We start from the raw sequence: 21,580 nt of genomic DNA on the forward strand, positions 1-21,580 counted from the left end.
TCGCCTTGGTGAGCCATTACCTCACCAACTAGCTAATCCCACCTGGGCATATCCTGAAGCGAGAGGCCCGAAGGTCCCCCTCTTTGGTCCGTAGACGTTATGCGGTATTAGCTATCGTTTCCAATAGTTATCCCCCACATCAGGGCAATTTCCCAGGCATTACTCACCCGTCCGCCGCTCGACGCCCAACAAATCACCCGAAGGGTCAATGTTGTCGTTTCCGCTCGACTTGCATGTGTTAGGCCTGCCGCCAGCGTTCAATCTGAGCCATGATCAAACTCTTCAATTAAAGTTTTTTGCATCTAAGATGCGGCTCAATGAATACTGACTTCAAAACTGTTCCTTACTCGAAAGTAAGAAGTAATTTTAAAGCTATTACTATTCCAACAGAATAGTAATGAATTGACTGTGCCAATGATTAAAAATCATTGTATTGGTCACTCAGTTCATTGATAAATCTTTTCGATTATCATCAACGAGTGCCCACACAGATTGATAGGTTTAAATTGTTAAAGAGCGTACTTTCGAGGCTTACCTCTCAAGTGGACGGCTATTTTAGCGATTTGAATCTCAGTGTCAAACACTTTTTTAAGTTTGTTTTCTGAGAGAAGTTAAACTTAAATGATTCAGCTAATTAGCCTACTGAAACACTGCGAAGCGTTGTCGCTGTTGCCGTGTCAGTGGGGCGCATTATAGAGACCTGCATCACGTTGGCAAGCGTTTTCTGGCATTTTTTTTGATTTTCTGATTGTTCGGTGAAAATTACAGCAGCAAGCTCAAAAACTGCTTATTTCATATCCATTTCTGATACTTTTTGGGTGAATAACGACACTTTCCCCCAATTGGTATATTCAACTTCTTTAGTTGTATCTGTTTCACCCCCTGTCATCGACATAATTAGGCGAATCATGAATTTATCTAAGAAGTTATATCTTGGATATAAAAGTGCACCAGCAAAAACACCAATAAGCTTTGGCTGCCATGGCGATTTTTTAAGGAATGTCTTTATATAGGCACTGCCTTCTGGTGTGTCTTTACCTTGGTCTTCTTTGCGCGCGGTTAGGTTTACACAAAAGAATGCCGCATTTATCTGCTCAAGCTGTACTAAATGCTTTTGAATGAACTGATAAAGAGACTTACTCAAATGACCATAACGAATAGAGGCGCCAACAACAACGCGGTCATAAGCCAGTAAATCAATGCTATCCATTTTAGATAAATCAAAAGAGTCACATTTGAACCCTTCCAGTTCACTTTCTATATGAGTCAAAATTTTTTGTGTCTGCCCATCAGTCGTGGAGTATAACAATGCAGCCTTTTTCAATGGTAATTCCTTAACTCTTCCAAAATGCTGGAGTAAACAAAATCAATAGGGTGAATACTTCAAGTCGTCCGAACAACATAGAGACAACTAATACCCATTTCGCGGCATCGCTGATATCACCATAATGTAAAGAGACTTCGCCCAAACCCGGGCCAAGGTTATTCAATGTTGAGGCTACAGCAGAAAAAGCGGTTAGTTCGTCCATTCCCGTTGCAATGAGAGCCAGCATACACACAACAAAAACCAACGCATATGCAGAGAAGAATCCCCATACCGCATCAATGACCTTAGAGGATAAAGCTTTATTACCTAACTTAATGGTAAATACCGCTCGTGGGTGAACTAAGCGTTTTAACTCTCGAAACCCTTGCAGGGTAAGTAACAGTATTCTTATTACCTTCATCCCACCACCTGTTGAACCTGCACAGCCACCAATAAAGGATGCAAATAGCAGTAGCATAGGTAGGAATAGAGGCCACTCTGCAAAACCTGTAGTGGTAAAACCTGCGGTTGTCGAGATAGAGACACTCTGGAACAAAGCTTGGTCAAACGCTTCATAATAAGTGTCATAACTATGATGATTAAGCAGAACCAAAAAGCAGATAGCAAACAACATCACCTGAATAAAGATAAAGGCTCTAAACTCAGGATCTTTTAAGTAATATTTAGGATGCACGCCACCTGATGCAAAAGCGGCAAAGTGTAGAGAATAGTTACAAGCTGAGATAAGTAAAAACACCACCGTTATCATATTTACGGCGTAGCTATCGAAGTAAGCCATGCTGGCATCGTGTGTAGAGAAGCCACCAATCGCGATTGTAGAGAAGCTATGCCCTATGGCATCAAACATGCTCATACCCGCCAACCAAAACGCAATCGCACAGGCTACCGTCAAGCTAAGGTATATATACCAAAGTGCCTTGGCTGTTTCCGCAATCCTTGGGGTCATTTTGCTGTCTTTGACAGGCCCAGGGATTTCGGCTCGATACAGCTGCATCCCACCAATCCCGAGCACCGGTAATATGGCGACTGCAAGTACAATGATCCCCATACCACCAAACCACTGTAAGAATTGACGATAAAAGAGAATCGCTTTAGGCAGTTCATCAAGCCCAACAATAACCGTTGCACCTGTTGTTGTTAGTGCAGAAAAAGATTCAAAGAATGCATCTGCGACCCCGACTGAACCACTATTTATAAGGAGAAAAGGAAGAGCACCCGCACTGCCAATAACAGTCCAAAATAATACGACAATTAAAAAACCATCACGGGCTTTGAGATCTCGCTTCTGGTGTCTATTGGGAAACCAACACACAAAACCACAGATCAGTAATATGATAAAGGTAACCACAAAAGGCACACCTGCGCCGTCCCGATAAATAAGGGCAACACCTGCAGGGGCTAACATCGACACACTGAAGAGTGCCAGCAATAGACCTACGATTCGAATAATGGAACGAAACTGCATACTTGAGTTAGCTCACCTTTGAGATTAAGGCTCTCGCCCCTGTTTTGTTTGTCATGGTCAGAATAAAATCATTTTCATTGAGAACTTCAATTTCCACCGTCAGTTTAGCGTTAATATCATACGAAGCTGAGATCTCTACTGCACCGTATTGCGCCATGATGGACTGTGTTAAAGATATAAGAGAGTAATCGACCTCAAGCATTAGCAAAGTGGTGATTTTCTTTTCGGTTGTTTCTAGCTCTTTTAAAGCTTGCTGTACTCCACCACCGTATGCCTTCACTAAACCGCCAGTACCCAAACGGATACCACCATAGTATCGAGTAACAACTGCGGTAAGCTCTCCCACACCAGAACCTGTTAACTGCGCCAGTATTGGTTTACCCGCTGTGCCAGAGGGCTCGCCATCATCACTAAAGCCCCACTTCATTGAATCTTCAGGTCGACCGGCCACAAATGCCCAACAGTTATGCCTGGCGTCATTATGTTTTGCCTTGATTTTATCTACAAATGCTTTGGCTTCTTCAATGGACGGAGTGTGAGCTAGGTAGGTAATAAACTGACTCTTCTTAATTTCTTCTTCAAAAATCGTTGATTTAGCCGGTATTAAATAAGGAGAGACGTTCATTGGGTCTATATATTTTGAGGTAATCAAAACAGTTTACCACGAGATCTCCTTTCTATTAATAGTGACCACAATAACGATTGTTAATAAATTGTTGTATAAATGTATTGTAATTTACTTATTATATGGTCAAAATCAACTGGTCTTACCACGATAACTATCTCGCCATTTAGGCTGACCCGACTCATGGAGAACAAGGATGATCTATCAAGCAGAGACCCTCACGGTCAAAGAACACCAAGACGGCATAGCAGAGATATGCTTTTGTGGAGATAACTCCGTAAATAAACTCGACCTTAAAACACTAGAGGCTCTTGATGTTGCTATTCAATCTTTGCAGCAGTTGCCGAACCTAAAAGGCGTACTACTCACCAGTGATAAAGACACTTTCATTGTTGGAGCCGATATTACTGAGTTTTTGGGATTATTTGCTAAGCCCCAACAAGAATTAGACCAATGGTTATTGTTTGCCAACTCCATCTTTAACAATCTAGAAGATCTGCCTGTACCAACCATTTCTGTCATCAAAGGTCATGCGCTTGGGGGTGGATGTGAAGCCATCCTAGCGACTGATTTTCGTATTGCCGATAAAACAGCCAACATTGGTCTGCCTGAAACTAAGTTAGGCATTATGCCGGGCTTTGGCGGAACAGTTAGACTGCCTCGTGTCGTTGGCGCAGATAGTGCGATGGAAATCATTACTGCGGGCAGCTCAAAACGAGCAGATCAATTGCTTAGAATAGGCTTAATTGATGCGATAGTAGATACTGACAAATTATTTGAATCGGCTATTAAGCTGATTAACGATGCCAATAGTGGAGCAATTGACTGGAAAGGGCGTCGTACACAAAAAACCTCACCATTAGGCCTGAAAAAGCTCGAAGCCATGATGAGTTTCACTACCGCTAAAGGACTGGTTGCACAAAAAGCTGGGCCTCACTACCCTGCGCCAATGATGGCCGTCAAAACCATTGAAAGTGCAGCTCGCTTTTCTCGTGACGAAGCACTGAATATAGAAAGAGCCAACTTTATTACCCTCACCCAAACTGAAGTCGCCACTTCGTTAGTGGGATTATTCCTGAATGATCAGTACATCAAGGGATTAGCAAAAAAAGCAGCTAAATCATCGACAAAACCAACTAATAGCGCCGGTGTATTGGGTGCGGGGATCATGGGGGGCGGTATCGCCTACCAATCGGCCCTTAAGGGGGTGCCTGTTTTCATGAAGGACATAGCGCAACCATCACTGGATTTAGGGTTAACTGAAGCGTCAAAATTACTTAATCAACGCCTTGAGCGTAAGCGTATTAGCTCTGATAAATTAACCAAGGTATTAAACTCTATCACCCCTAGCCTTCACTATGCAGGTATCGAGCAAGCGGATGTCATCATAGAAGCGGTCATTGAGAATCCTAAAATTAAAGCCAGTGTACTTGCAGAGGTTGAACAGCACGCAAATAAAGAAACCGTCATCACCTCCAACACCAGTACCATTCCTATTAATCTACTGGCTAAATCACTACAACGACCAGAAAACTTTTGTGGCATGCACTTCTTCAACCCTGTGCATCGCATGCCTTTAGTTGAGATCATTAGGGGTGAGAAAACATCCGATGAAACCATTAATCGCGTCGTGGCTTACGCTGCAAAAATGGGGAAATCACCGATTGTTGTTAATGATTGCCCCGGATTTTTTGTAAACCGCGTTTTATTTCCATACTTCAACGGCTTTAGCCAACTGGTTAGCGATGGCGCTGATTTCCAACACATAGATAAAGTGATGGAGCGTCAATTTGGCTGGCCAATGGGGCCTGCCTATCTTCTTGATGTAGTTGGATTAGATACCGCTCATCATGCTCAGCAAGTGATGTCTAAGGGATTCCCACAACGCATGGCAAAACAAGGTATTGATGCCATTGACCTGTTATTTGAAGAGCAGCGTTATGGGCAAAAGAATGGTCTTGGATTTTATGAATATCAACCTGACCGTAAAGGTAAACCGAAAAAAACCTTCAACCCTGACGTATTGCAGCACTTAACAGCGCTAAACGCACCACAAAAACAGTTTAGTGATGAAGAGATTCTGCATCGAATGATGATCCCACTAATTAATGAAGTGGTGTTATGTCTTGAAGAGAACATTATCGCATCACCTCAAGAAGCGGATATGGCTTTAGTTTATGGTCTTGGATTTCCTCCATTTAGAGGAGGCGCATTCCGCTACTTAGACAGCATCGGCATTAATCAGTACCTAGCACTGTGCGAACAGTATCAATCGTTAGGGCCACTTTATAAGGCACCACAACTGCTCTATAGCATGGCCGATTCTGGTAACACTTTTTACGCTAACCAACAAACCACCAGCGTGTAATCAATAAGAGGGATTAAAAATGAAAAATGTCGTAATTGTTGATTGCATTCGTACGCCAATGGGACGCTCTAAAGGCGGTGCTTTTCGTCATGTTCGAGCAGAGGATTTATCTGCTCACTTAATGAAAGGCTTACTAAAAAGAAACCCAACCGTTAACCCCAATGAAATTGAAGATATTTATTGGGGCTGTGTACAACAAACACTTGAGCAAGGATTTAACGTCGCAAGAAATGCCTCTTTACTTGCTGGGCTACCCATTGAGATTGGCGCGGTCACAGTAAACAGACTTTGTGGTTCATCTATGCAAGCTCTGCATGATGCCAGCCGCTCTATCATGGTAGGCGATGCTGATATCTGCATTATTGGTGGCGTGGAACACATGGGACACGTACCGATGAATCATGGCGTTGATTTTCATGATGGATTAGGCAAAAGTGTCGCCAAAGCATCAGGCATGATGGGTCTTACCGCAGAGATGCTAGGTAAGTTACATGGCATACCAAGAGAGCAGCAAGATGAATTTGCTGCCCGCTCTCACGCTAGAGCTCATCAAGCAACATTAGATGGCTCATTTAAATCGGAAATCTATGCTACCGAAGCTCATGCGCCTGATGGCTCACTCATTTCACTCGACTACGATGAAGTGATTCGCCCAGAAACAACCGTCGAAGGTTTATCACAACTAAGACCTGTATTTGACCCAGTAAATGGCACGGTGACCGCAGGCTCATCATCGGCTCTATCCGATGGAGCATCGGCTATGCTGATCATGAGTGAAGATAAAGCGCTTGAGCTTGGCTTAACAATTCGAGCCAAAGTTAAATCAATGGCGATTGCCGGTTGCGATCCTGCCACCATGGGATACGGCCCCGTACCAGCCACCAAGAAAGCATTGCGTAGAGCTGGACTGACTATGGATGATATGGACGTTATTGAGCTAAATGAGGCATTTGCCGCTCAAGCACTGCCTGTCGCGAAAGATCTTGGAATACTTGATGTGTTAGATGAGAAGGTAAACCTCAATGGCGGTGCTATTGCCTTGGGTCACCCTCTTGGCTGCTCTGGATCTCGAATCTCAACGACGCTGATTAACTTAATGGAAAGCAAGAATGCTAAATATGGGCTAGCCACTATGTGTATTGGCTTAGGTCAGGGAATTGCGACCATATTTGAACGTCCGTAAAAACCACCTCTCCCCTTGCTATAACAGCCTTAGTTTTAACTAAGGCTGTTTCATTTTCTCAAACTAATCATGCTTTAACAGCAATTAATGCACAAAACGCATAGTATCAATGATGACAAATCATTTTTTTTATTATTGATTCTTACCTAAACTAGTTAGCAATCAAACACATTACCCCTTTGGAGCTATTCATGTTTAAAGCACTTGTTCTAAACCAAGAAGATAAGAAAACCCTTGCAGCTATTGAGCAGGTAGATGAATCACTACTACCAGAGGGTGATGTTGAAGTTGCTGTAGACTACTCATCATTAAACTATAAAGACGGTTTAGCTATTACAGGTAAAGGCAGAATCATCCGTAACTTCCCTATGGTTCCTGGTATCGATTTAGTGGGTACAGTGACCACTTCTGATGATGCTCGCTATCAAGCTGGTGACCAAGTTGTTCTTACAGGCTGGGGCGTTGGTGAAAACCATTGGGGTGGCATGTCTGAAAAAGCTCGCCTTAAAGGTGACTGGTTGGTTCCTCTTGTTGATGGCCTATCAGGTCAACAAGCAATGAGTGTAGGTACTGCAGGCTTTACCGCTATGTTGTGTGTACAAGCAATTGTTGATGGTGGCGTAAAACCTGAAGACGGCGAAGTACTAGTCACTGGCGCAAGCGGTGGTGTGGGTAGTGTTGCTGTTACCCTGCTTAGCCAACTTGGTTACTCTGTTGCAGCGGTTACAGGCCGTGCCTCTCAAAATGGTGAGCTTCTAAAAAGCCTTGGTGCTTCTCGCATTGTTGAGCGCTCTGAACTTGAAGAGCCAGCAAAACCACTTGAGCGTCAAGTTTGGGCTGCCGCTGTCGATACTGTTGGTAGCAAAGTACTGGCGAAAGTATTAACTCAAATGAACTACAACGGCGTTGTTGCAGCATGTGGTCTTGCCGGTGGATTTGATCTACCAACCACAGTAATGCCATTTATTTTACGTAATGTTCGTTTGCAAGGTGTGGATTCTGTTATGTGCCCACGCGAAAAACGTATTCAAGCATGGGAGCGTTTAGTTGAACTACTACCTGCTTCATTTTACGAGCAAGCAACAAAGCTGATTAATCTTGAAGATGCAATTCAAGCAGCCAATGACATCACCAACGGCCAAATTACTGGACGTGTTGTGATTAAAGTGAGCTAGTTTGCTGGGGGCAGCAATCTATAAGTCAGCGGATTAATTCGCTGACTTACTCCAACCCCATATCCATCACACGCTTCTCAATCAATCGACCACACTCACTTTTTAACATCCCCCTCAACCATTTTTGCGTTGAAGACGTATCACACCTTGAATGCCAGATTAATGAATAATCAAATGGAATAAATTCAAATGGTAGTGATTTAACCACCAAGTCATATCTCTCTGAAACTAAATAGGCTAAATCGGCTGGCACGGTAATGATGATGGGTAAACGATCCACAATCGCTAACGCCGCTTCTAGATGATAAGCACGTAATATCAAATTCATTGAGCCGTGACACTTTAAACTCTCATCAATAAGCGACTTAACCCCATCACTAATGGCGATCATTGCATGAGGCAATGTCAGAAAGTCATCGATGGTTAAGCTTTTTCCTGCCAATGGATGATGCTTAGAGACCAAACAACTCACCCCAACCTTTCCCAATACTTCTCGGCGCAGAGGCTCAATATCAGACACCGGGCGACAAATTGCCATATCGACCCTTTCGGCCGTTAATTGGTGGTAAATATTGTCATGTTGTAATGGCTGAAAATCCAAAGAGATATTTGGAGCCTGTTCGTAAATCTTAGGTAAGGCAAATGGCAATATGGTCTGCATTGCGTAATCGGTGGTTGCCACCACAAAACGTTGCGTACATTGTGAAGGATCAAAGTCTGTTGGCGTAAGCAGTTCTCGAATTGCCTCCAATGGAAATTGAATTTGCTCATTAAACTGCAAGGCTTTCTCGGTTGCGATTAAATTCTGCCCATTACGAGTAAATAGAGGATCATTAAGCAACTCTCTTAAACGCCCTAGCACTCGGCTCATTGCTGACTGACTCAAATTCAACCTAAGCGCCGCTCGGCTAACACTTCCTTCCTCTACCAATACACGTAATGCGATAAGTAGATTAAGATCTCGACGATAAATATCTTCTAATTCCATGTAACCTCTAACACCAACACTCTTTATTGTTTTACTGAAACGTCGAAAGACTTTTCCCAGCAATCAACTCTGTCTGACATCATAAACCACTGGGAATCATAAATGACAGACAAAAAAATCCCGCAACCAAGTGCGGGAAAGCCCAAGTAAAGAGTATTAGAATACTGACCACAACCAATTGCTATTAATCATGCGCTACCAATTTCGTGTTATCAGTATGTTAAATTCACTAAATTAACTTTATACCCACATAGCTAGATTGCCAAGTTGATATTGAATATTTTTTATACTCAAGTATGATCTCGACCTCGTTTTTTGAGAGTTAACAATATGTCTTTTAATCCAGAAGTTGCGCATCACGTCCTCGAGGCGGAAGGCTTGCGCTGTCCAGAACCCGTCATGATGGTCAGAAAAACCATTCGCACCATGCAAGAAGGTGAAATTTTATTGGTCAAAGCCGATGATCCTTCAACTGTACGTGATATTCCAAGCTTCTGTCGTTTTATGGACCACCAGCTAATTGCCAAAGAAACGGATTCAGCCCCCTTTCAATATCTGATCAAAAAAGGTCTGGTATAACACTTCTTTAGTCAAAGTTTTCTACCAGATCCACTCTGCTACTTATCATTATTAGGATTTTTGTATAAGGATTGGTGTTTTTTTCGCTACTCCCAATCGCAATTCATAGGTATAATTTGAAGTTATTTCATTTTTAAACAAAAGAATTGCGCGAAACGACTATGCAAAAATACGATATCAAAACCTTCCAGGGAATGATCCTCGCGCTGCAGGATTATTGGGCTCAAAACGGATGTACCATTGTTCAGCCGTTAGATATGGAAGTAGGTGCTGGCACCTCTCACCCAATGACGTGTCTACGAGCACTTGGCCCAGAGCCAATGGCTACGGCATATGTTCAACCATCTCGTCGTCCAACTGATGGACGTTATGGTGAGAACCCTAACCGCCTACAGCACTACTATCAATTCCAAGTAGCTCTAAAGCCATCTCCGGATAATATCCAGGAGCTGTACCTAGGCTCACTTGAAGTTCTTGGTATCGATCCATTAGTTCACGATATTCGTTTCGTAGAAGACAACTGGGAAAATCCAACACTGGGTGCATGGGGTCTTGGCTGGGAAGTTTGGCTAAACGGCATGGAAGTCACTCAGTTTACTTACTTCCAGCAAGTTGGCGGCCTTGAGTGTAAACCAGTAACTGGTGAAATCACTTATGGTATCGAACGTCTAGCAATGTACATCCAAGAAGTCGATTCTGTTTACGACTTAGTATGGAACGTAGCACCCGATGGTTCACACGTTACTTACGGCGATATTTTCCATCAAAATGAAGTAGAACAATCTACTTACAACTTTGAACATGCCGATGTTGATTTCCTTCTTGGTTTCTTCGAGCAGTGTGAGAAAGAATGTAAAGGATTGCTTGAGCTAGAGAAACCTCTACCTCTTCCTGCATACGAACGAATTCTAAAAGCAGGCCACGCATTCAACTTGCTTGATGCGCGTAAAGCAATCTCAGTAACAGAGCGTCAACGCTATATTCTTCGTATTCGCAACCTAACTAAAGCGGTTGCCGAAGCGTACTACGCGTCACGTGAAGCTCTTGGCTTCCCTATGTGCCGAACTGCGCAAAAGAACGAGGAAAAATAATCATGGCGAAGAATTTTCTAATTGAGTTAGGTACTGAAGAGCTACCACCGAAAGCGCTTCGCTCTCTAGCAGAAGCATTTGCAGCTAACTTTGAAGCAGGCTTAAAAGCCGCTGAGCTTTCTCACGAAGGTATCAAATGGTACGCAGCACCTCGTCGTCTAGCACTTAAAGTGACTCAACTGGCAGAAGGTCAGGCGGATAAAGTTGTTGAAAAACGCGGTCCGGCTATTTCTGTTGCATTTGATGCTGAAGGTAACCCAACTAAAGCTGCTCAAGGCTGGGCTCGTGGTAACGGTATTACTGTTGAGCAAGCTGACCGTCTAAAAACAGACAAAGGCGAATGGCTTCTTTTCAAACAAGAAGTTACTGGCAAACCAGTTCAAGAATTGGTTATTGATATCGCAGCTAAAGCCTTAACTGGTCTGCCTATTCCTAAAGTCATGCGCTGGGGCGACTCAGACATTCACTTTATTCGTCCAGTAAAAACACTAACAGTGCTACTAGGTGATGAATTAGTTGAAGGTGAAATCCTTGGCGTTGCATCAGCAAGAACTATTCGTGGACACCGCTTCATGGGTGAGCAAGAGTTCACCATTGATTCTGCAGACCAATACCCAGCTATTTTAGAAGAGCGCGGTAAAGTAATGGCAGATTACGATGCTCGTAAAGCCATCATCCTTGCTGATTCTAAAAAAGCGGCGGCGGCTGTCGGCGGCGTTGCAGACCTAGACGATGAACTTGTTGAAGAAGTTACATCATTGGTTGAATGGCCAGTCGTATTAACAGCGAAGTTTGAAGAAGAGTTCCTAACAGTACCTTCTGAAGCTTTGGTTTACACCATGAAAGGTGACCAAAAGTACTTCCCGGTTTACTCACATGAAGTAACCAACGAAAACAAAAAACTACTGCCTAACTTTATCTTCGTTTCTAATATCGAATCTAAAGAGCCTCGCCACGTTATCGAAGGCAATGAGAAAGTGGTACGTCCTCGTCTAGCGGATGCTGAATTCTTCTTTAATACCGACCGTAAGCGCCCACTTATCGATCGTCTTCCTGAACTAGAACAAGCGATCTTCCAAAAGCAGCTTGGTACTATCAAAGATAAAACCGATCGCATTACCGCGTTGTCTGGTTACATCGCAAAACAAATTGGTGCTGATGTTGAAAAAGCAACTCGTGCCGGTCTGCTTGCGAAATGTGACCTAATGACCTCAATGGTATTTGAGTTCACTGACACTCAAGGCGTTATGGGCATGCACTATGCCACCCATGATGGTGAAGATGAGCAAGTTGCCCTAGCACTATACGAGCAATACATGCCTCGTTTTGCAGGTGATACTCTTCCTAGCACAGGTATCTCATCGGCTGTCGCAATGGCTGATAAGCTGGATACTATTGTTGGTATCTTCGGTATTGGTCAAGCACCCAAAGGTTCTGATCCGTTTGCACTACGTCGCGCATCATTAGGTGTTCTGCGTATTATTGTTGAAAACGGTTACAACCTAGACCTTGTTGATCTTATCCAGCAAGCAAAAGCACAGCTTGGCGATAAGCTTACCAACGAAAACGTAGAAACTGATGTTCTTGACTTCATGCTAGGTCGTTTCCGCGCTTGGTATCAAGATGCTGGTTTCAGTGTTGATATTATCCAAGCAGTACTGGCACGTCGCCCAACTAAACCTGCTGATTTTGATCAGCGCGTTAAAGCGGTATCTCATTTCCGTGGTTTAGAAGCTGCAGACGCACTAGCAGCAGCAAACAAACGTGTGGGTAATATCCTAGCTAAGTTTGATGGCGAACTATCTAAAGAGATCGATCTTGCGCTTCTTCAAGAAGATGCAGAAAAATCACTAGCAGAAAGTGTTGAAGTCATGGCTGAAGCACTAGAGCCTGCATTTGCAACAGGTAACTACCAACAAGCACTCAGTAAGCTTGCTGATTTGCGTGAACCTGTTGATGCGTTCTTTGATAATGTAATGGTTATGGCTGACGATGAAGCACTGAAAAAGAACCGCTTAACACTACTTAATAAGCTACGTAATCTGTTCCTACAGATTGCCGATATTTCTCTTCTACAGAAATAATCCTTTATAGCCCAGCAAATTGCTGGGCTTTTTCTTACTACTTTTTACTCTTTTCTATTGAGCCTTCCCCCGCCTGTAAGCTAATGTTTATCTCTTTGCTATACATTTATTAGAAACAGTCAGGCCCTTACATGTCTTCATCAAAAACTTACTCAAGCTTTGGGGAAAAATTTAACCGTTATTCTGGCATCACTCAGTTAATGGATGATCTCAATGATGGATTGCGTACCCCAGGAGCACTTATGCTGGGCGGTGGAAACCCTGCCGCTATTCCTGAGATGCTCGATTATTTCTCTGAAATCACCGCAACTATGCTCGCAAGCGGTGAGTTAGTTTCGGCGATGGCAAATTATGATGGGCCACAAGGAAAAGACAGTTTTGTAAAAGGGTTGGCCAAGCTACTCAATAAAACCTATGGCTGGGATATCAGCGAGAAAAACATCTCATTAACTAACGGCAGCCAAAGTGCATTCTTCTACCTATTCAACTTACTTGCAGGCAAACAACCAGATGGTAGTCATAAGAAAATCCTGCTTCCTTTAGCACCTGAATACATTGGCTATAGTGACTCTGGTATTGCCGATGATATTTTTATCTCATACAAGCCTGAGATTGAACTGCTTAATGAGCGACAATTTAAATACCATATCGACTTCTCACAAATAGAAATTGATGACTCAATTGCTGCTATCTGCGCCTCTAGACCAACCAATCCAACTGGCAATCTATTAACTGATGAGGAAGTTTATAAGCTAGACGAGCTAGCGCGTAAACACAATATTCCGCTGATTCTTGATAACGCCTACGGCACGCCATTCCCTAATATTGTTTTTGAACAAGCAACGCCATTTTGGAATGACAACACTATTTTGTGCATGAGCTTATCCAAGCTTGGATTACCGGGGCTGCGATGTGGCATTGTAATTGCTAATGAAGCCATTACTCAGGCCTTAACAAACATCAACGGTATTATAGGCTTAGCGCCGGGTAGCATTGGTCCAACAGTGGCTCAGCACATGATAGAGTCCAATGACTTACTTAGATTAAGTGATGACGTTATCAGACCTTTCTATAAGCAAAAATCTGAGCGTGCCATCGCATTGCTACAATCAGCAATTACCGACCCTAGATTTAGAATCCACAAACCAGAAGGCGCCATTTTTCTTTGGCTATGGTTTGATGAATTACCCATTACCACAATGGAGCTTTATCTGCGCTTGAAAGCCCGAGGTGTATTAATTGTCCCTGGAGAGTATTTCTTCTTTGGTCAAGAAGACCATTGGCAGCATTCGCATCAATGTTTAAGAATGAACTACGTACAAAATGATGATGATATGCAAAAAGGTATTCAGATCATCGCTGAGGAAGTGCGAAAAGCTTACGCTTAGATCAAAAAAGAGCGCCTTAGGCGCTCTTTCACTACTTTGTTTATTTGCTCACTACTGGGCGTTACCATCAATGAGTTTTTGACCATTTATAGCAATTTTACGCGGCTGCATTGCTTCTGGAATTTCTCGTTGCAAATCAATATGCAATAAGCCATTTTCCATAGTCGCCCCAACTACTTTCACATAATCTGCTAATTGGAATTTACGCTCAAAATCACGCTCTGCAATGCCTTGGTAGATATATTGTTTACCGTCTTCAGCGTTACGTTCACCACGTACAATTAATACGTTTTCTTTTTGAGTAATATCCAATTGTTCGTCAGCAAAGCCTGCCACTGCCATAGTTATACGGTAGTTATTTTCATCTTGCTGTTCGATATTATATGGAGGGTATCCCGCAGATGCGTTTTTAGCGGAAGATGATTCCATCATATTTAATAGACGATCAAAGCCAATAGCGTTGCGGTACAAAGGAGTGAAATCTACAGTTCTCATAATACTATCCTGTTTCTAGCAATAGCCTTAATTCAGAGTGGCGAATTAAGGGTGTTGTTTCCATTCCACAAAGGACATGGGTTCAACGAATTAAGTTATGTGCTTACCTCTATCCTTCCTCTTAAGAGCGAAGTGAGTAAAGCGGTTCAAAAGACCCGTTAGGCATCTTCTTCATAACTAGATATAAGGATGAGTAACCCTACTTTCAAGGTGTCTATTAAAGTTTTTGTTCTTTTTGCTTGGGACATAAAAAAGCACCACCTAAATCGGCAGTGCTTTTATTATGCTTAATCAATTATGATTCTAAACCAATCACAATGACTATACGTCTAAACTACACGTCTAAGTTAGCAACTTTCAGAGCGTTATCTTCAATGAAGCGACGACGAGGTTCAACGTGATCACCCATCAAAGTAGTGAACAGCTGATCTGCGCCTACAGCATCATCGATGGTAACTTGCATCATGCGACGGGTATCTGGGTCCATTGTGGTTTCCCAAAGTTGATCAGGGTTCATCTCACCTAGACCTTTGTAACGCTGTAATGAAAGACCACGGCGTGACTCTTTTGATAGCCATTCAAGTACTTCAAGGAAAGTTGTTACTGGCGCAGTACGCTCACCACGTTTAACGAAAGCACCCTCTTCGAGTAAGCCATTTAGAGACTCAGAAAGTGTAGCTAGTTTGCCGTATTCTTTCGTTGCTAGCAGTTCACGACTAATGACATATTCATAATGAACACCGTGTGTACGCACTACAACTTTTGGCAAGCACACGTTCAGCTCTTCATGTTTTTCAACTTCCAAGTTGTACTGACTCGCACCCACTTCTTTTTCATTAAGCTGAGCAATTAAACGCTCACCCCAAGCAGTGACTGCCGCTTCATCTTGGCACTCTTCTACCGTTAGGCGAGGAACATAGATGAACTCTTGAACTAGAGCTTTTGGCAATTGACGAGCCATACGATCAACCAGCTTAGTTGCTTGGTTAAACTCAGTAACCAATGCTTCTAAAGGAGCACCAGATAGTGCAGGAGCTTCAGCATTAACAAACAGTGCAGCATTATCTAATGCTAGCGCTGTTTGGTACTGGGTCATTGCGTCTTCATCTTTAATGTACTGCTCTTGCTTGCCTTTCTTCACTTTGTACAGTGGTGGCTGAGCAATGTAGATGTAACCACGCTCAATAAGCTCAGGCATTTGACGATAGAAGAAGGTCAATAGCAAAGTACGGATGTGCGAACCATCCACATCGGCATCGGTCATGATGATGATGTTGTGGTAACGCAATTTATCTGGGTTGTATTCGTCACGACCAATACCACAACCTAGTGCGGTAATCAGTGTTGCAACTTCTTGAGAAGAAAGCATTTTATCAAAGCGTGCTTTCTCAACGTTTAGAATTTTACCTTTTAGCGGCAAGATTGCTTGGTTTTTACGGTTACGCCCCTGCTTGGCTGAGCCGCCAGCAGAGTCCCCTTCCACTATGTATAGTTCAGAAAGAGCCGGATCTTTTTCTTGGCAATCGGCAAGCTTACCTGGCAAACCCGCTAAATCTAATGCGCCTTTACGACGAGTCATTTCACGAGCTTTACGCGCGGCTTCACGAGCACGAGCTGCATCGATGATCTTGCCACAAACAATTTTTGCTTCGCCTGGGTTTTCTACAAGGAACTCAGAAAGTTTCTCACCCATCGCTGATTCCACAGCAGATTTCACTTCAGACGATACTAACTTATCTTTAGTTTGGCTTGAGAACTTAGGATCAGGTACCTTCACAGAAATAACAGCGGTCAAACCTTCACGGGCATCATCACCAGAAGTAGACGCTTTCGCTTTCTTAGAAAAGCCTTCTTTATCCATGAAAGTGTTCAAGGTACGTGTTAGAGCAGAGCGGAAGCCTGCTAAGTGAGTACCACCATCTCTCTGAGGGATGTTATTGGTGAAACAGAAGATATTTTCTTGGAAACCATCATTCCACTGCATCGCCACTTCAACAGTAATACCGTCATCGCGTTCGCTATCAAAATGGAAGATTTTCTGAATAATTGGCGTTTTATTGGTGTTTAGATGGTTAACAAAAGCTTGAATACCACCTTCAAATCTAAAGTGATCTGATTTGTCTTCTTCACGCTCATCAACAAGACGAATAGAGACACCTGAGTTCAGGAATGACAACTCACGTAGACGCTTAGCAAGAATTTCGTAGTAAAATACGATATTAGTGAAAGTATCTTCACTTGGCCAAAAACGGATTTCGGTACCCGTTTCATCGGTATCACCTACAGCGGCTAATGGAGCCTCAGGCTCACCATGTCTGTAAGTTTGAGTATAAATATGACCACCACGTTTGATGGTAAGAGCCACTTTCTTAGACAGTGCGTTTACTACTGAAACACCAACGCCGTGAAGACCACCCGAAACCTTATACGAATTATCATCAAATTTACCGCCCGCATGCAGAACGGTCATAATAACCTCTGCCGCAGAAACTTGTTCTTCTTCGTGTAATTCGGTTGGAATACCACGACCGTCATCTCGAACAGAAACTGAATCGTCGTCATGGATAGTAACGATGATGTCGTTACAGTGACCTGCTAACGCTTCATCAATTGAATTATCCACTACCTCGAATACCATGTGATGAAGACCTGTTCCGTCGTCCGTATCACCTATGTACATACCTGGACGCTTACGAACCGCATCTAGACCTTTTAGTACTTTAATACTCGATGAATCGTAATTTTCTGCCATGAGTTACTCTCTATTTGGGTCTATGTATCATCCATGTTGCTCTCAACCTAAGTAAAGTCTGGCGAGCTAGCAAATACCGATAATAGCCATCTATATTGAATATGTTCTACTACGCCAAGAAGTTAAAAACTCCCTAGCACTTGAGGTAGCACCTAAAGACTTAAACGTATAATTTGAGGGGTTAGTTACCCTCTTCGGTCTAAATCCTAAATTTTCGTTAATTTGTATAATTTACGTTGCTACAATTAGAGGGGGAAACCTATATTTTACCCCTTACTTTACTAACTCTATTTTGCCACGTTCCACATGAAACATCTTGCTATTTTCGCTGTTCATTTCAGCAATTTGGCTTTCTGTAATAGAGCTTACAAATACTTGTGCTCCAGTTTCCTTTAAACAGTCCGCTAAGCGTGCTCTACGTTGACTATCAAGCTCTGATGCAAAGTCATCAATCAAATAGATACACTGCTTTTCGGTGAGTTTGGTTAGGTGTTGACCTTGAGCAACCCTAAGCGCACACACCAATAATTTAAGCTGACCACGAGATAAGATATCTTCAACTGGAGTACCATTTATTCTAATTTTGAGGTCAGCCTTGTTTGGACCACTAAAAGTATAGCCAAGGTGCTGATCTCTCTCGAAATTTCTTTCCAATAATTCAGCATAATCCGCACCTTTCTCCCAACCTTGGTAAAAAGAGATAGAAACGTCAAACTCGGCAAGAAAATCTTTGCACAAAGGCTCAGCAACTTCTTTCAACTGCATCACATATTGTGCGCGCCAGTTAGAGATCATTTCCGCGAGTTTTGCTAACTCTTGATCCCAATAGCTTAATTCACGATAACTGGTTGCCGTTTTTAATAATGCATTACGTTGTTTATTGAGACGTTTTACTCGCCCCCATGCAGCATGAAATTGAGGTTCACAATGAAAAACACCCCAATCAATAAATGCTCGGCGATGCTTTGGACCGTCGGTTAACAGATCAAAGCCTTCGGGATGAATCAGTTGTAACGGCAAGACCTTAGCCAGTTCTGCCAATTTTTGTCCTGACTCACCAGAAATTTTAACCTCTGTTGAACCGTCTCGGCGCTTATTAATACCGATAGGTAATTCGAACTGTTCCGGGTTCTGTAGTCGTCCATGCACAAACAGTTCATCACATTGATGCTGAATGATACGGCCTGTTATTGAGCTTTTAAAAGAACGACCATGCCCAAGAAGATAAATGGCTTCCAGTAAGCTCGTTTTGCCACTGCCATTACCCCCTATCAGAAAATTAAAGCCTGACGACAGACTAACGTCGCAGGCTTCAATGTTTCGGAACTGTTTTATAATCAGTCTACTTAAAGGCATACCGTTATAGGCGGATTGGCATTACCACGTATTGAGCGCTGGAATCATCAGCATTCTCAATCAGGGCACTTGCATTAGCATCAGACATAGAAAGCGATACCTTGTTGCAACGCACGGCATTCAATACATCTAAAACATAGCTTACGTTAAAGCCAATCTCTAAATCGTCCCCTTCATAATCAACATCAACCACTTCTTGAGCTTCTTCTTGCTCTGGGTTGTTGGCGGTGATCTGCATTGTGCCACTAGAAAGGTTGACTCGAACACCACGGAATTTTTCATTCGACAAGATAGCGGCGCGAGAGAACGCTTGACGCAAGTCTTCACATTCAGCAATCACTGTCTTAGTGGTATTTTGCGGCATTACGCGGCGATAATCTGGGAAACGGCCATCAACTAGCTTCGAAGTAAAGACGAAATTAGATACACTTGCTCTGATATTTGAAGACCCAATAAGCAGCGTAACCATTTCATCTGGCTGATCGAGTATCTTCATCAACTCAAGCACCCCTTTACGAGGAATGATGACTTGTTGCTGAGGGTGACTCTCGGCCAATGTTGTTTCTGATACCGCCATGCGGTGACCATCAGTTGCAACAGAACGCAATATATTGCCATCAATATCAAACAGCATACCGTTTAAGTAATAACGAACATCTTGGTTAGCCATAGAGAATTGGGTCTTCTCTATCAATGCTCGCAGACTACCTTGAGTTAGGGTTAACTCAATATCGGACTGCCAATCTTCAATATTTGGAAAATCTATCGCGGGCAGTGTCGCCAATGAAAAACGGCTTCGACCTGAACGCACAACAACACGTTCAGCATCGACAGAAAGAGTGATGTCTGAATTGTCAGGTAGTCCACGACAGATATCAAAAAACTTGCGAGAAGGTACGGTAATACTTCCTGCTTCAAAGTCATTTTCTAACTGGACTTGGCTAATCAATTCAACTTCAAGATCAGTGGCAGTCATCGATAAAACGCCATTATCAACTTTCAATAGTACATTACCTAAAATAGGCAGCGCTGGACGACCAGCAAGTGCACCAGAAACTTGTTGAAGTGGCTTGATAAGAAGCTGACGATTAATAGTGAATTTCATTCTATTAATTACCTATTACGATGAAAGGGTACGGATTAAGTTCGAGTAGTCTTCTTTAATATCATGACTCTCTTCTTTAAGCTGCTCTATCTTACGACACGCGTGAAGCACAGTTGTATGGTCACGCCCACCAAATGCATCACCAATTTCAGGCAAGCTATGGTTAGTCAGCTCTTTGGCTAATGCCATGGCTAATTGACGAGGACGAGCAACCGAGCGTGAACGACGCTTAGATAATAAGTCAGCCATTTTGATTTTGTAATATTCTGCGACCGTCTTTTGAATATTATCAATAGTGACTAGCTTTTCTTGTAGTGCTAATAAGTCGCGTAACGCTTCTCGAACAAAATCAATGGTAATTGGGCGACCAGTAAAGTTGGCATTAGCGATAACGCGGTTTAATGCCCCTTCAAGCTCACGAACATTAGAGCGAAGGCGCTTAGCAATAAAGAAAGCCACTTCATCTGCTAGATGAATTTGATGATCTTCGGCTTTCTTCATCAAGATAGCAACGCGAGTTTCTAGCTCTGGCGGTTCAATTGCGACAGTTAAGCCCCAACCAAAGCGAGATTTCAATCGATCTTCTACACCGTTTATCTCTTTTGGATAACGATCTGAAGTAAGGATAATCTGCTGATTACCTTCTAATAGCGCATTAAAGGTATGAAAGAACTCTTCTTGTGAGCGCTCTTTATTGGCAAAGAATTGAATATCATCAATTAATAATGCATCAACACTTCGGTAGTAACGTTTAAATTCTTCAATCGCATTATTTTGCAGGGCTTTAACCATATCTTGAACAAAACGCTCAGAGTGCATGTACACCACTTTTGCGTTTGGCTTGTTATCAACAATGGCATTACCTACAGCATGCAACAGGTGAGTTTTACCCAAACCTGTACCACCATATAAAAACAGTGGGTTATATGCAGCGCCTGGATTATCAGAGACTTGGCGTGCCGCGGCTAAACCTAACTGGTTAGACTTACCTTCAACGAAGTTATTGAAGCGGTGCTTAACATTGACGTTGGAGCGATAAGTAATGTCAGAGACATCACGATCATTGTCCCAAGTTTTATGCACAGGTTTGCGGCGTGCAAGTTGCGCAGGAGCCGAAAATTCAGCGGCTACATCCGCAGCTGTTTTCTTGATCGGTGGCGGCGCAGAAACAGGCTTACTACCGACTTCAAACCTAAGGCTAGGAATATCGTTATCGCAGAATTCTTGCAGGTGACGATTGATGCTATTGATGTACTTATCACGCACCCAGTCTAAAACAAATCTGTTTGGGGCAAATAAGGTAAGCGTATTACCGCTTAGCTCAGCTTGTAGTGGTCGTACCCACATGCTGAATTCGGTCGCAGGAAGTTCTTCTTGAAGTTGCTGCAAACATTGAGTCCAAAGCGAAGATGACACATCGACCCCACAATACGAATAAAAAATTAAGGACAGTAATTTTACCCCCAGTTTATCAAGATCGCTAGTAAATGATCGAAGATCCAGTGTATAAGATCAAAGTTATTCACAATTAACTCGGATATTTTGACAAGATCCGCAGGATTACCCACAGAAAAGCCCCAGATCGAAGGATTAAGACTC

At 42.8% G+C, this 21,580-nt stretch carries 16 protein-coding genes and 1 rRNA gene; 7 read left to right on the forward strand and 10 right to left on the reverse strand.

Annotated features, from left to right (window positions below; translation table 11 throughout):
- The 4 genes from A9260_RS05995 to A9260_RS06010 form a co-directional block, all read right to left on the reverse strand.
- A 16S ribosomal RNA gene (locus A9260_RS05995) occupies positions 1-289 on the reverse strand; the annotation flags it as partial.
- Positions 290-787: 498 nt separating this feature from the next.
- The gene (hemG, locus tag A9260_RS06000; RefSeq protein ID WP_068697156.1) at positions 788-1,324 is read right to left on the reverse strand and encodes a menaquinone-dependent protoporphyrinogen IX dehydrogenase; all 537 of its coding nucleotides are present in this window, start codon (positions 1,322-1,324) and stop codon (positions 788-790) included.
- Between the two features lie 10 nt (positions 1,325-1,334).
- Complete coding sequence (locus tag A9260_RS06005) at positions 1,335-2,792, reverse strand: TrkH family potassium uptake protein (protein WP_068697158.1); 1,458 nt, start codon at positions 2,790-2,792, stop codon at positions 1,335-1,337.
- A gap of 7 nt (positions 2,793-2,799) precedes the next feature.
- Positions 2,800-3,417 (reverse strand): YigZ family protein, encoded by a 618-nt coding sequence (locus A9260_RS06010; RefSeq protein ID WP_068697160.1) that lies wholly within the window; start codon positions 3,415-3,417, stop codon positions 2,800-2,802.
- Positions 3,418-3,613: 196 nt separating this feature from the next.
- Here A9260_RS06010 and fadB point away from each other — a divergent pair, with 196 nt between their 5' ends.
- The 3 genes from fadB (at position 3,614) to acuI (ending at position 8,143) form a co-directional block, all read left to right on the forward strand.
- Positions 3,614-5,785 carry a fatty acid oxidation complex subunit alpha FadB gene (fadB, locus tag A9260_RS06015; protein WP_068697162.1) on the forward strand — a complete coding sequence of 724 codons (2,172 nt, stop codon included), beginning with the start codon at positions 3,614-3,616 and terminating at the stop codon, positions 5,783-5,785.
- Between the two features lie 19 nt (positions 5,786-5,804).
- The gene (fadA, locus tag A9260_RS06020) at positions 5,805-6,968 is read left to right on the forward strand and encodes an acetyl-CoA C-acyltransferase FadA (protein ID WP_068697165.1); all 1,164 of its coding nucleotides are present in this window, start codon (positions 5,805-5,807) and stop codon (positions 6,966-6,968) included.
- Positions 6,969-7,159: 191 nt separating this feature from the next.
- Positions 7,160-8,143 (forward strand): acrylyl-CoA reductase (NADPH), encoded by a 984-nt coding sequence (gene acuI, locus A9260_RS06025; protein ID WP_068697166.1) that lies wholly within the window; start codon positions 7,160-7,162, stop codon positions 8,141-8,143.
- Between the two features lie 46 nt (positions 8,144-8,189).
- On the opposite strand, the gene A9260_RS06030 is transcribed toward acuI, so the two are convergent.
- Positions 8,190-9,131: a LysR family transcriptional regulator gene (locus A9260_RS06030; RefSeq protein WP_068697168.1), complete on the reverse strand. Its 942-nt coding sequence runs from the start codon at positions 9,129-9,131 to the stop codon at positions 8,190-8,192.
- A 330-nt stretch (positions 9,132-9,461) separates the two neighbouring features.
- Here A9260_RS06030 and tusA point away from each other — a divergent pair, with 330 nt between their 5' ends.
- The 4 genes from tusA to A9260_RS06050 all read left to right on the forward strand — a co-directional run bounded on the left by tusA (position 9,462) and on the right by A9260_RS06050 (position 14,273).
- Complete coding sequence (gene tusA / locus A9260_RS06035; protein ID WP_068697169.1) at positions 9,462-9,710, forward strand: sulfurtransferase TusA; 249 nt, start codon at positions 9,462-9,464, stop codon at positions 9,708-9,710.
- Between the two features lie 161 nt (positions 9,711-9,871).
- Positions 9,872-10,801 (forward strand): glycine--tRNA ligase subunit alpha, encoded by a 930-nt coding sequence (glyQ, locus tag A9260_RS06040; RefSeq protein WP_068697170.1) that lies wholly within the window; start codon positions 9,872-9,874, stop codon positions 10,799-10,801.
- Between the two features lie 2 nt (positions 10,802-10,803).
- Complete coding sequence (gene glyS, locus A9260_RS06045; protein WP_068697172.1) at positions 10,804-12,885, forward strand: glycine--tRNA ligase subunit beta; 2,082 nt, start codon at positions 10,804-10,806, stop codon at positions 12,883-12,885.
- 131 nt (positions 12,886-13,016) lie between these two features.
- Positions 13,017-14,273, forward strand: a complete 1,257-nt coding sequence (locus A9260_RS06050; RefSeq protein WP_068697173.1) for a valine--pyruvate transaminase — start codon at positions 13,017-13,019, stop codon at positions 14,271-14,273.
- A 51-nt stretch (positions 14,274-14,324) separates the two neighbouring features.
- On the opposite strand, the gene A9260_RS06055 is transcribed toward A9260_RS06050, so the two are convergent.
- The 5 genes from A9260_RS06055 to dnaA form a co-directional block, all read right to left on the reverse strand.
- Positions 14,325-14,768, reverse strand: a complete 444-nt coding sequence (locus tag A9260_RS06055; RefSeq protein WP_068697174.1) for an Hsp20 family protein — start codon at positions 14,766-14,768, stop codon at positions 14,325-14,327.
- 334 nt (positions 14,769-15,102) lie between these two features.
- On the reverse strand, positions 15,103-17,520 hold the full coding sequence (gene gyrB, locus A9260_RS06060) for a DNA topoisomerase (ATP-hydrolyzing) subunit B (protein WP_068697175.1): 2,418 nt from the start codon (positions 17,518-17,520) through the stop codon (positions 15,103-15,105).
- A gap of 273 nt (positions 17,521-17,793) precedes the next feature.
- Positions 17,794-18,876, reverse strand: a complete 1,083-nt coding sequence (gene recF, locus A9260_RS06065) for a DNA replication/repair protein RecF (protein WP_068697177.1) — start codon at positions 18,874-18,876, stop codon at positions 17,794-17,796.
- A gap of 4 nt (positions 18,877-18,880) precedes the next feature.
- The gene (gene dnaN, locus A9260_RS06070; protein ID WP_068697178.1) at positions 18,881-19,981 is read right to left on the reverse strand and encodes a DNA polymerase III subunit beta; all 1,101 of its coding nucleotides are present in this window, start codon (positions 19,979-19,981) and stop codon (positions 18,881-18,883) included.
- A 15-nt stretch (positions 19,982-19,996) separates the two neighbouring features.
- Positions 19,997-21,397 (reverse strand): chromosomal replication initiator protein DnaA, encoded by a 1,401-nt coding sequence (dnaA, locus tag A9260_RS06075; protein WP_068697180.1) that lies wholly within the window; start codon positions 21,395-21,397, stop codon positions 19,997-19,999.
- Positions 21,398-21,580 lie beyond the last annotated feature (183 nt).

The sequence above is a fragment of the Vibrio sp. UCD-FRSSP16_30 genome (genome assembly GCF_001676025.1).
Taxonomy (GTDB): Bacteria; Pseudomonadota; Gammaproteobacteria; order Enterobacterales; family Vibrionaceae; genus Vibrio.

What these genes read in the sequence shown, in the direction of transcription:
- A9260_RS06005 (WP_068697158.1), bottom strand. Translation starts at nt 2,792, where the DNA reads ATGCAGTTTCGTTCCATTATTCGAATCGTAGGTCTATTGCTGGCACTC.
- A9260_RS06010 (WP_068697160.1), bottom strand. Translation starts at nt 3,417, where the DNA reads ATGAACGTCTCTCCTTATTTAATACCGGCTAAATCAACGATTTTTGAA.
- fadB (WP_068697162.1), top strand. Translation starts at nt 3,614, where the DNA reads ATGATCTATCAAGCAGAGACCCTCACGGTCAAAGAACACCAAGACGGC.
- fadA (WP_068697165.1), top strand. Translation starts at nt 5,805, where the DNA reads ATGAAAAATGTCGTAATTGTTGATTGCATTCGTACGCCAATGGGACGC.
- acuI (WP_068697166.1), top strand. Translation starts at nt 7,160, where the DNA reads ATGTTTAAAGCACTTGTTCTAAACCAAGAAGATAAGAAAACCCTTGCA.
- A9260_RS06030 (WP_068697168.1), bottom strand. Translation starts at nt 9,131, where the DNA reads ATGGAATTAGAAGATATTTATCGTCGAGATCTTAATCTACTTATCGCA.
- tusA (WP_068697169.1), top strand. Translation starts at nt 9,462, where the DNA reads ATGTCTTTTAATCCAGAAGTTGCGCATCACGTCCTCGAGGCGGAAGGC.
- glyQ (WP_068697170.1), top strand. Translation starts at nt 9,872, where the DNA reads ATGCAAAAATACGATATCAAAACCTTCCAGGGAATGATCCTCGCGCTG.
- glyS (WP_068697172.1), top strand. Translation starts at nt 10,804, where the DNA reads ATGGCGAAGAATTTTCTAATTGAGTTAGGTACTGAAGAGCTACCACCG.
- A9260_RS06050 (WP_068697173.1), top strand. Translation starts at nt 13,017, where the DNA reads ATGTCTTCATCAAAAACTTACTCAAGCTTTGGGGAAAAATTTAACCGT.
- A9260_RS06055 (WP_068697174.1), bottom strand. Translation starts at nt 14,768, where the DNA reads ATGAGAACTGTAGATTTCACTCCTTTGTACCGCAACGCTATTGGCTTT.
- gyrB (WP_068697175.1), bottom strand. Translation starts at nt 17,520, where the DNA reads ATGGCAGAAAATTACGATTCATCGAGTATTAAAGTACTAAAAGGTCTA.
- recF (WP_068697177.1), bottom strand. Translation starts at nt 18,876, where the DNA reads ATGCCTTTAAGTAGACTGATTATAAAACAGTTCCGAAACATTGAAGCC.
- dnaN (WP_068697178.1), bottom strand. Translation starts at nt 19,981, where the DNA reads ATGAAATTCACTATTAATCGTCAGCTTCTTATCAAGCCACTTCAACAA.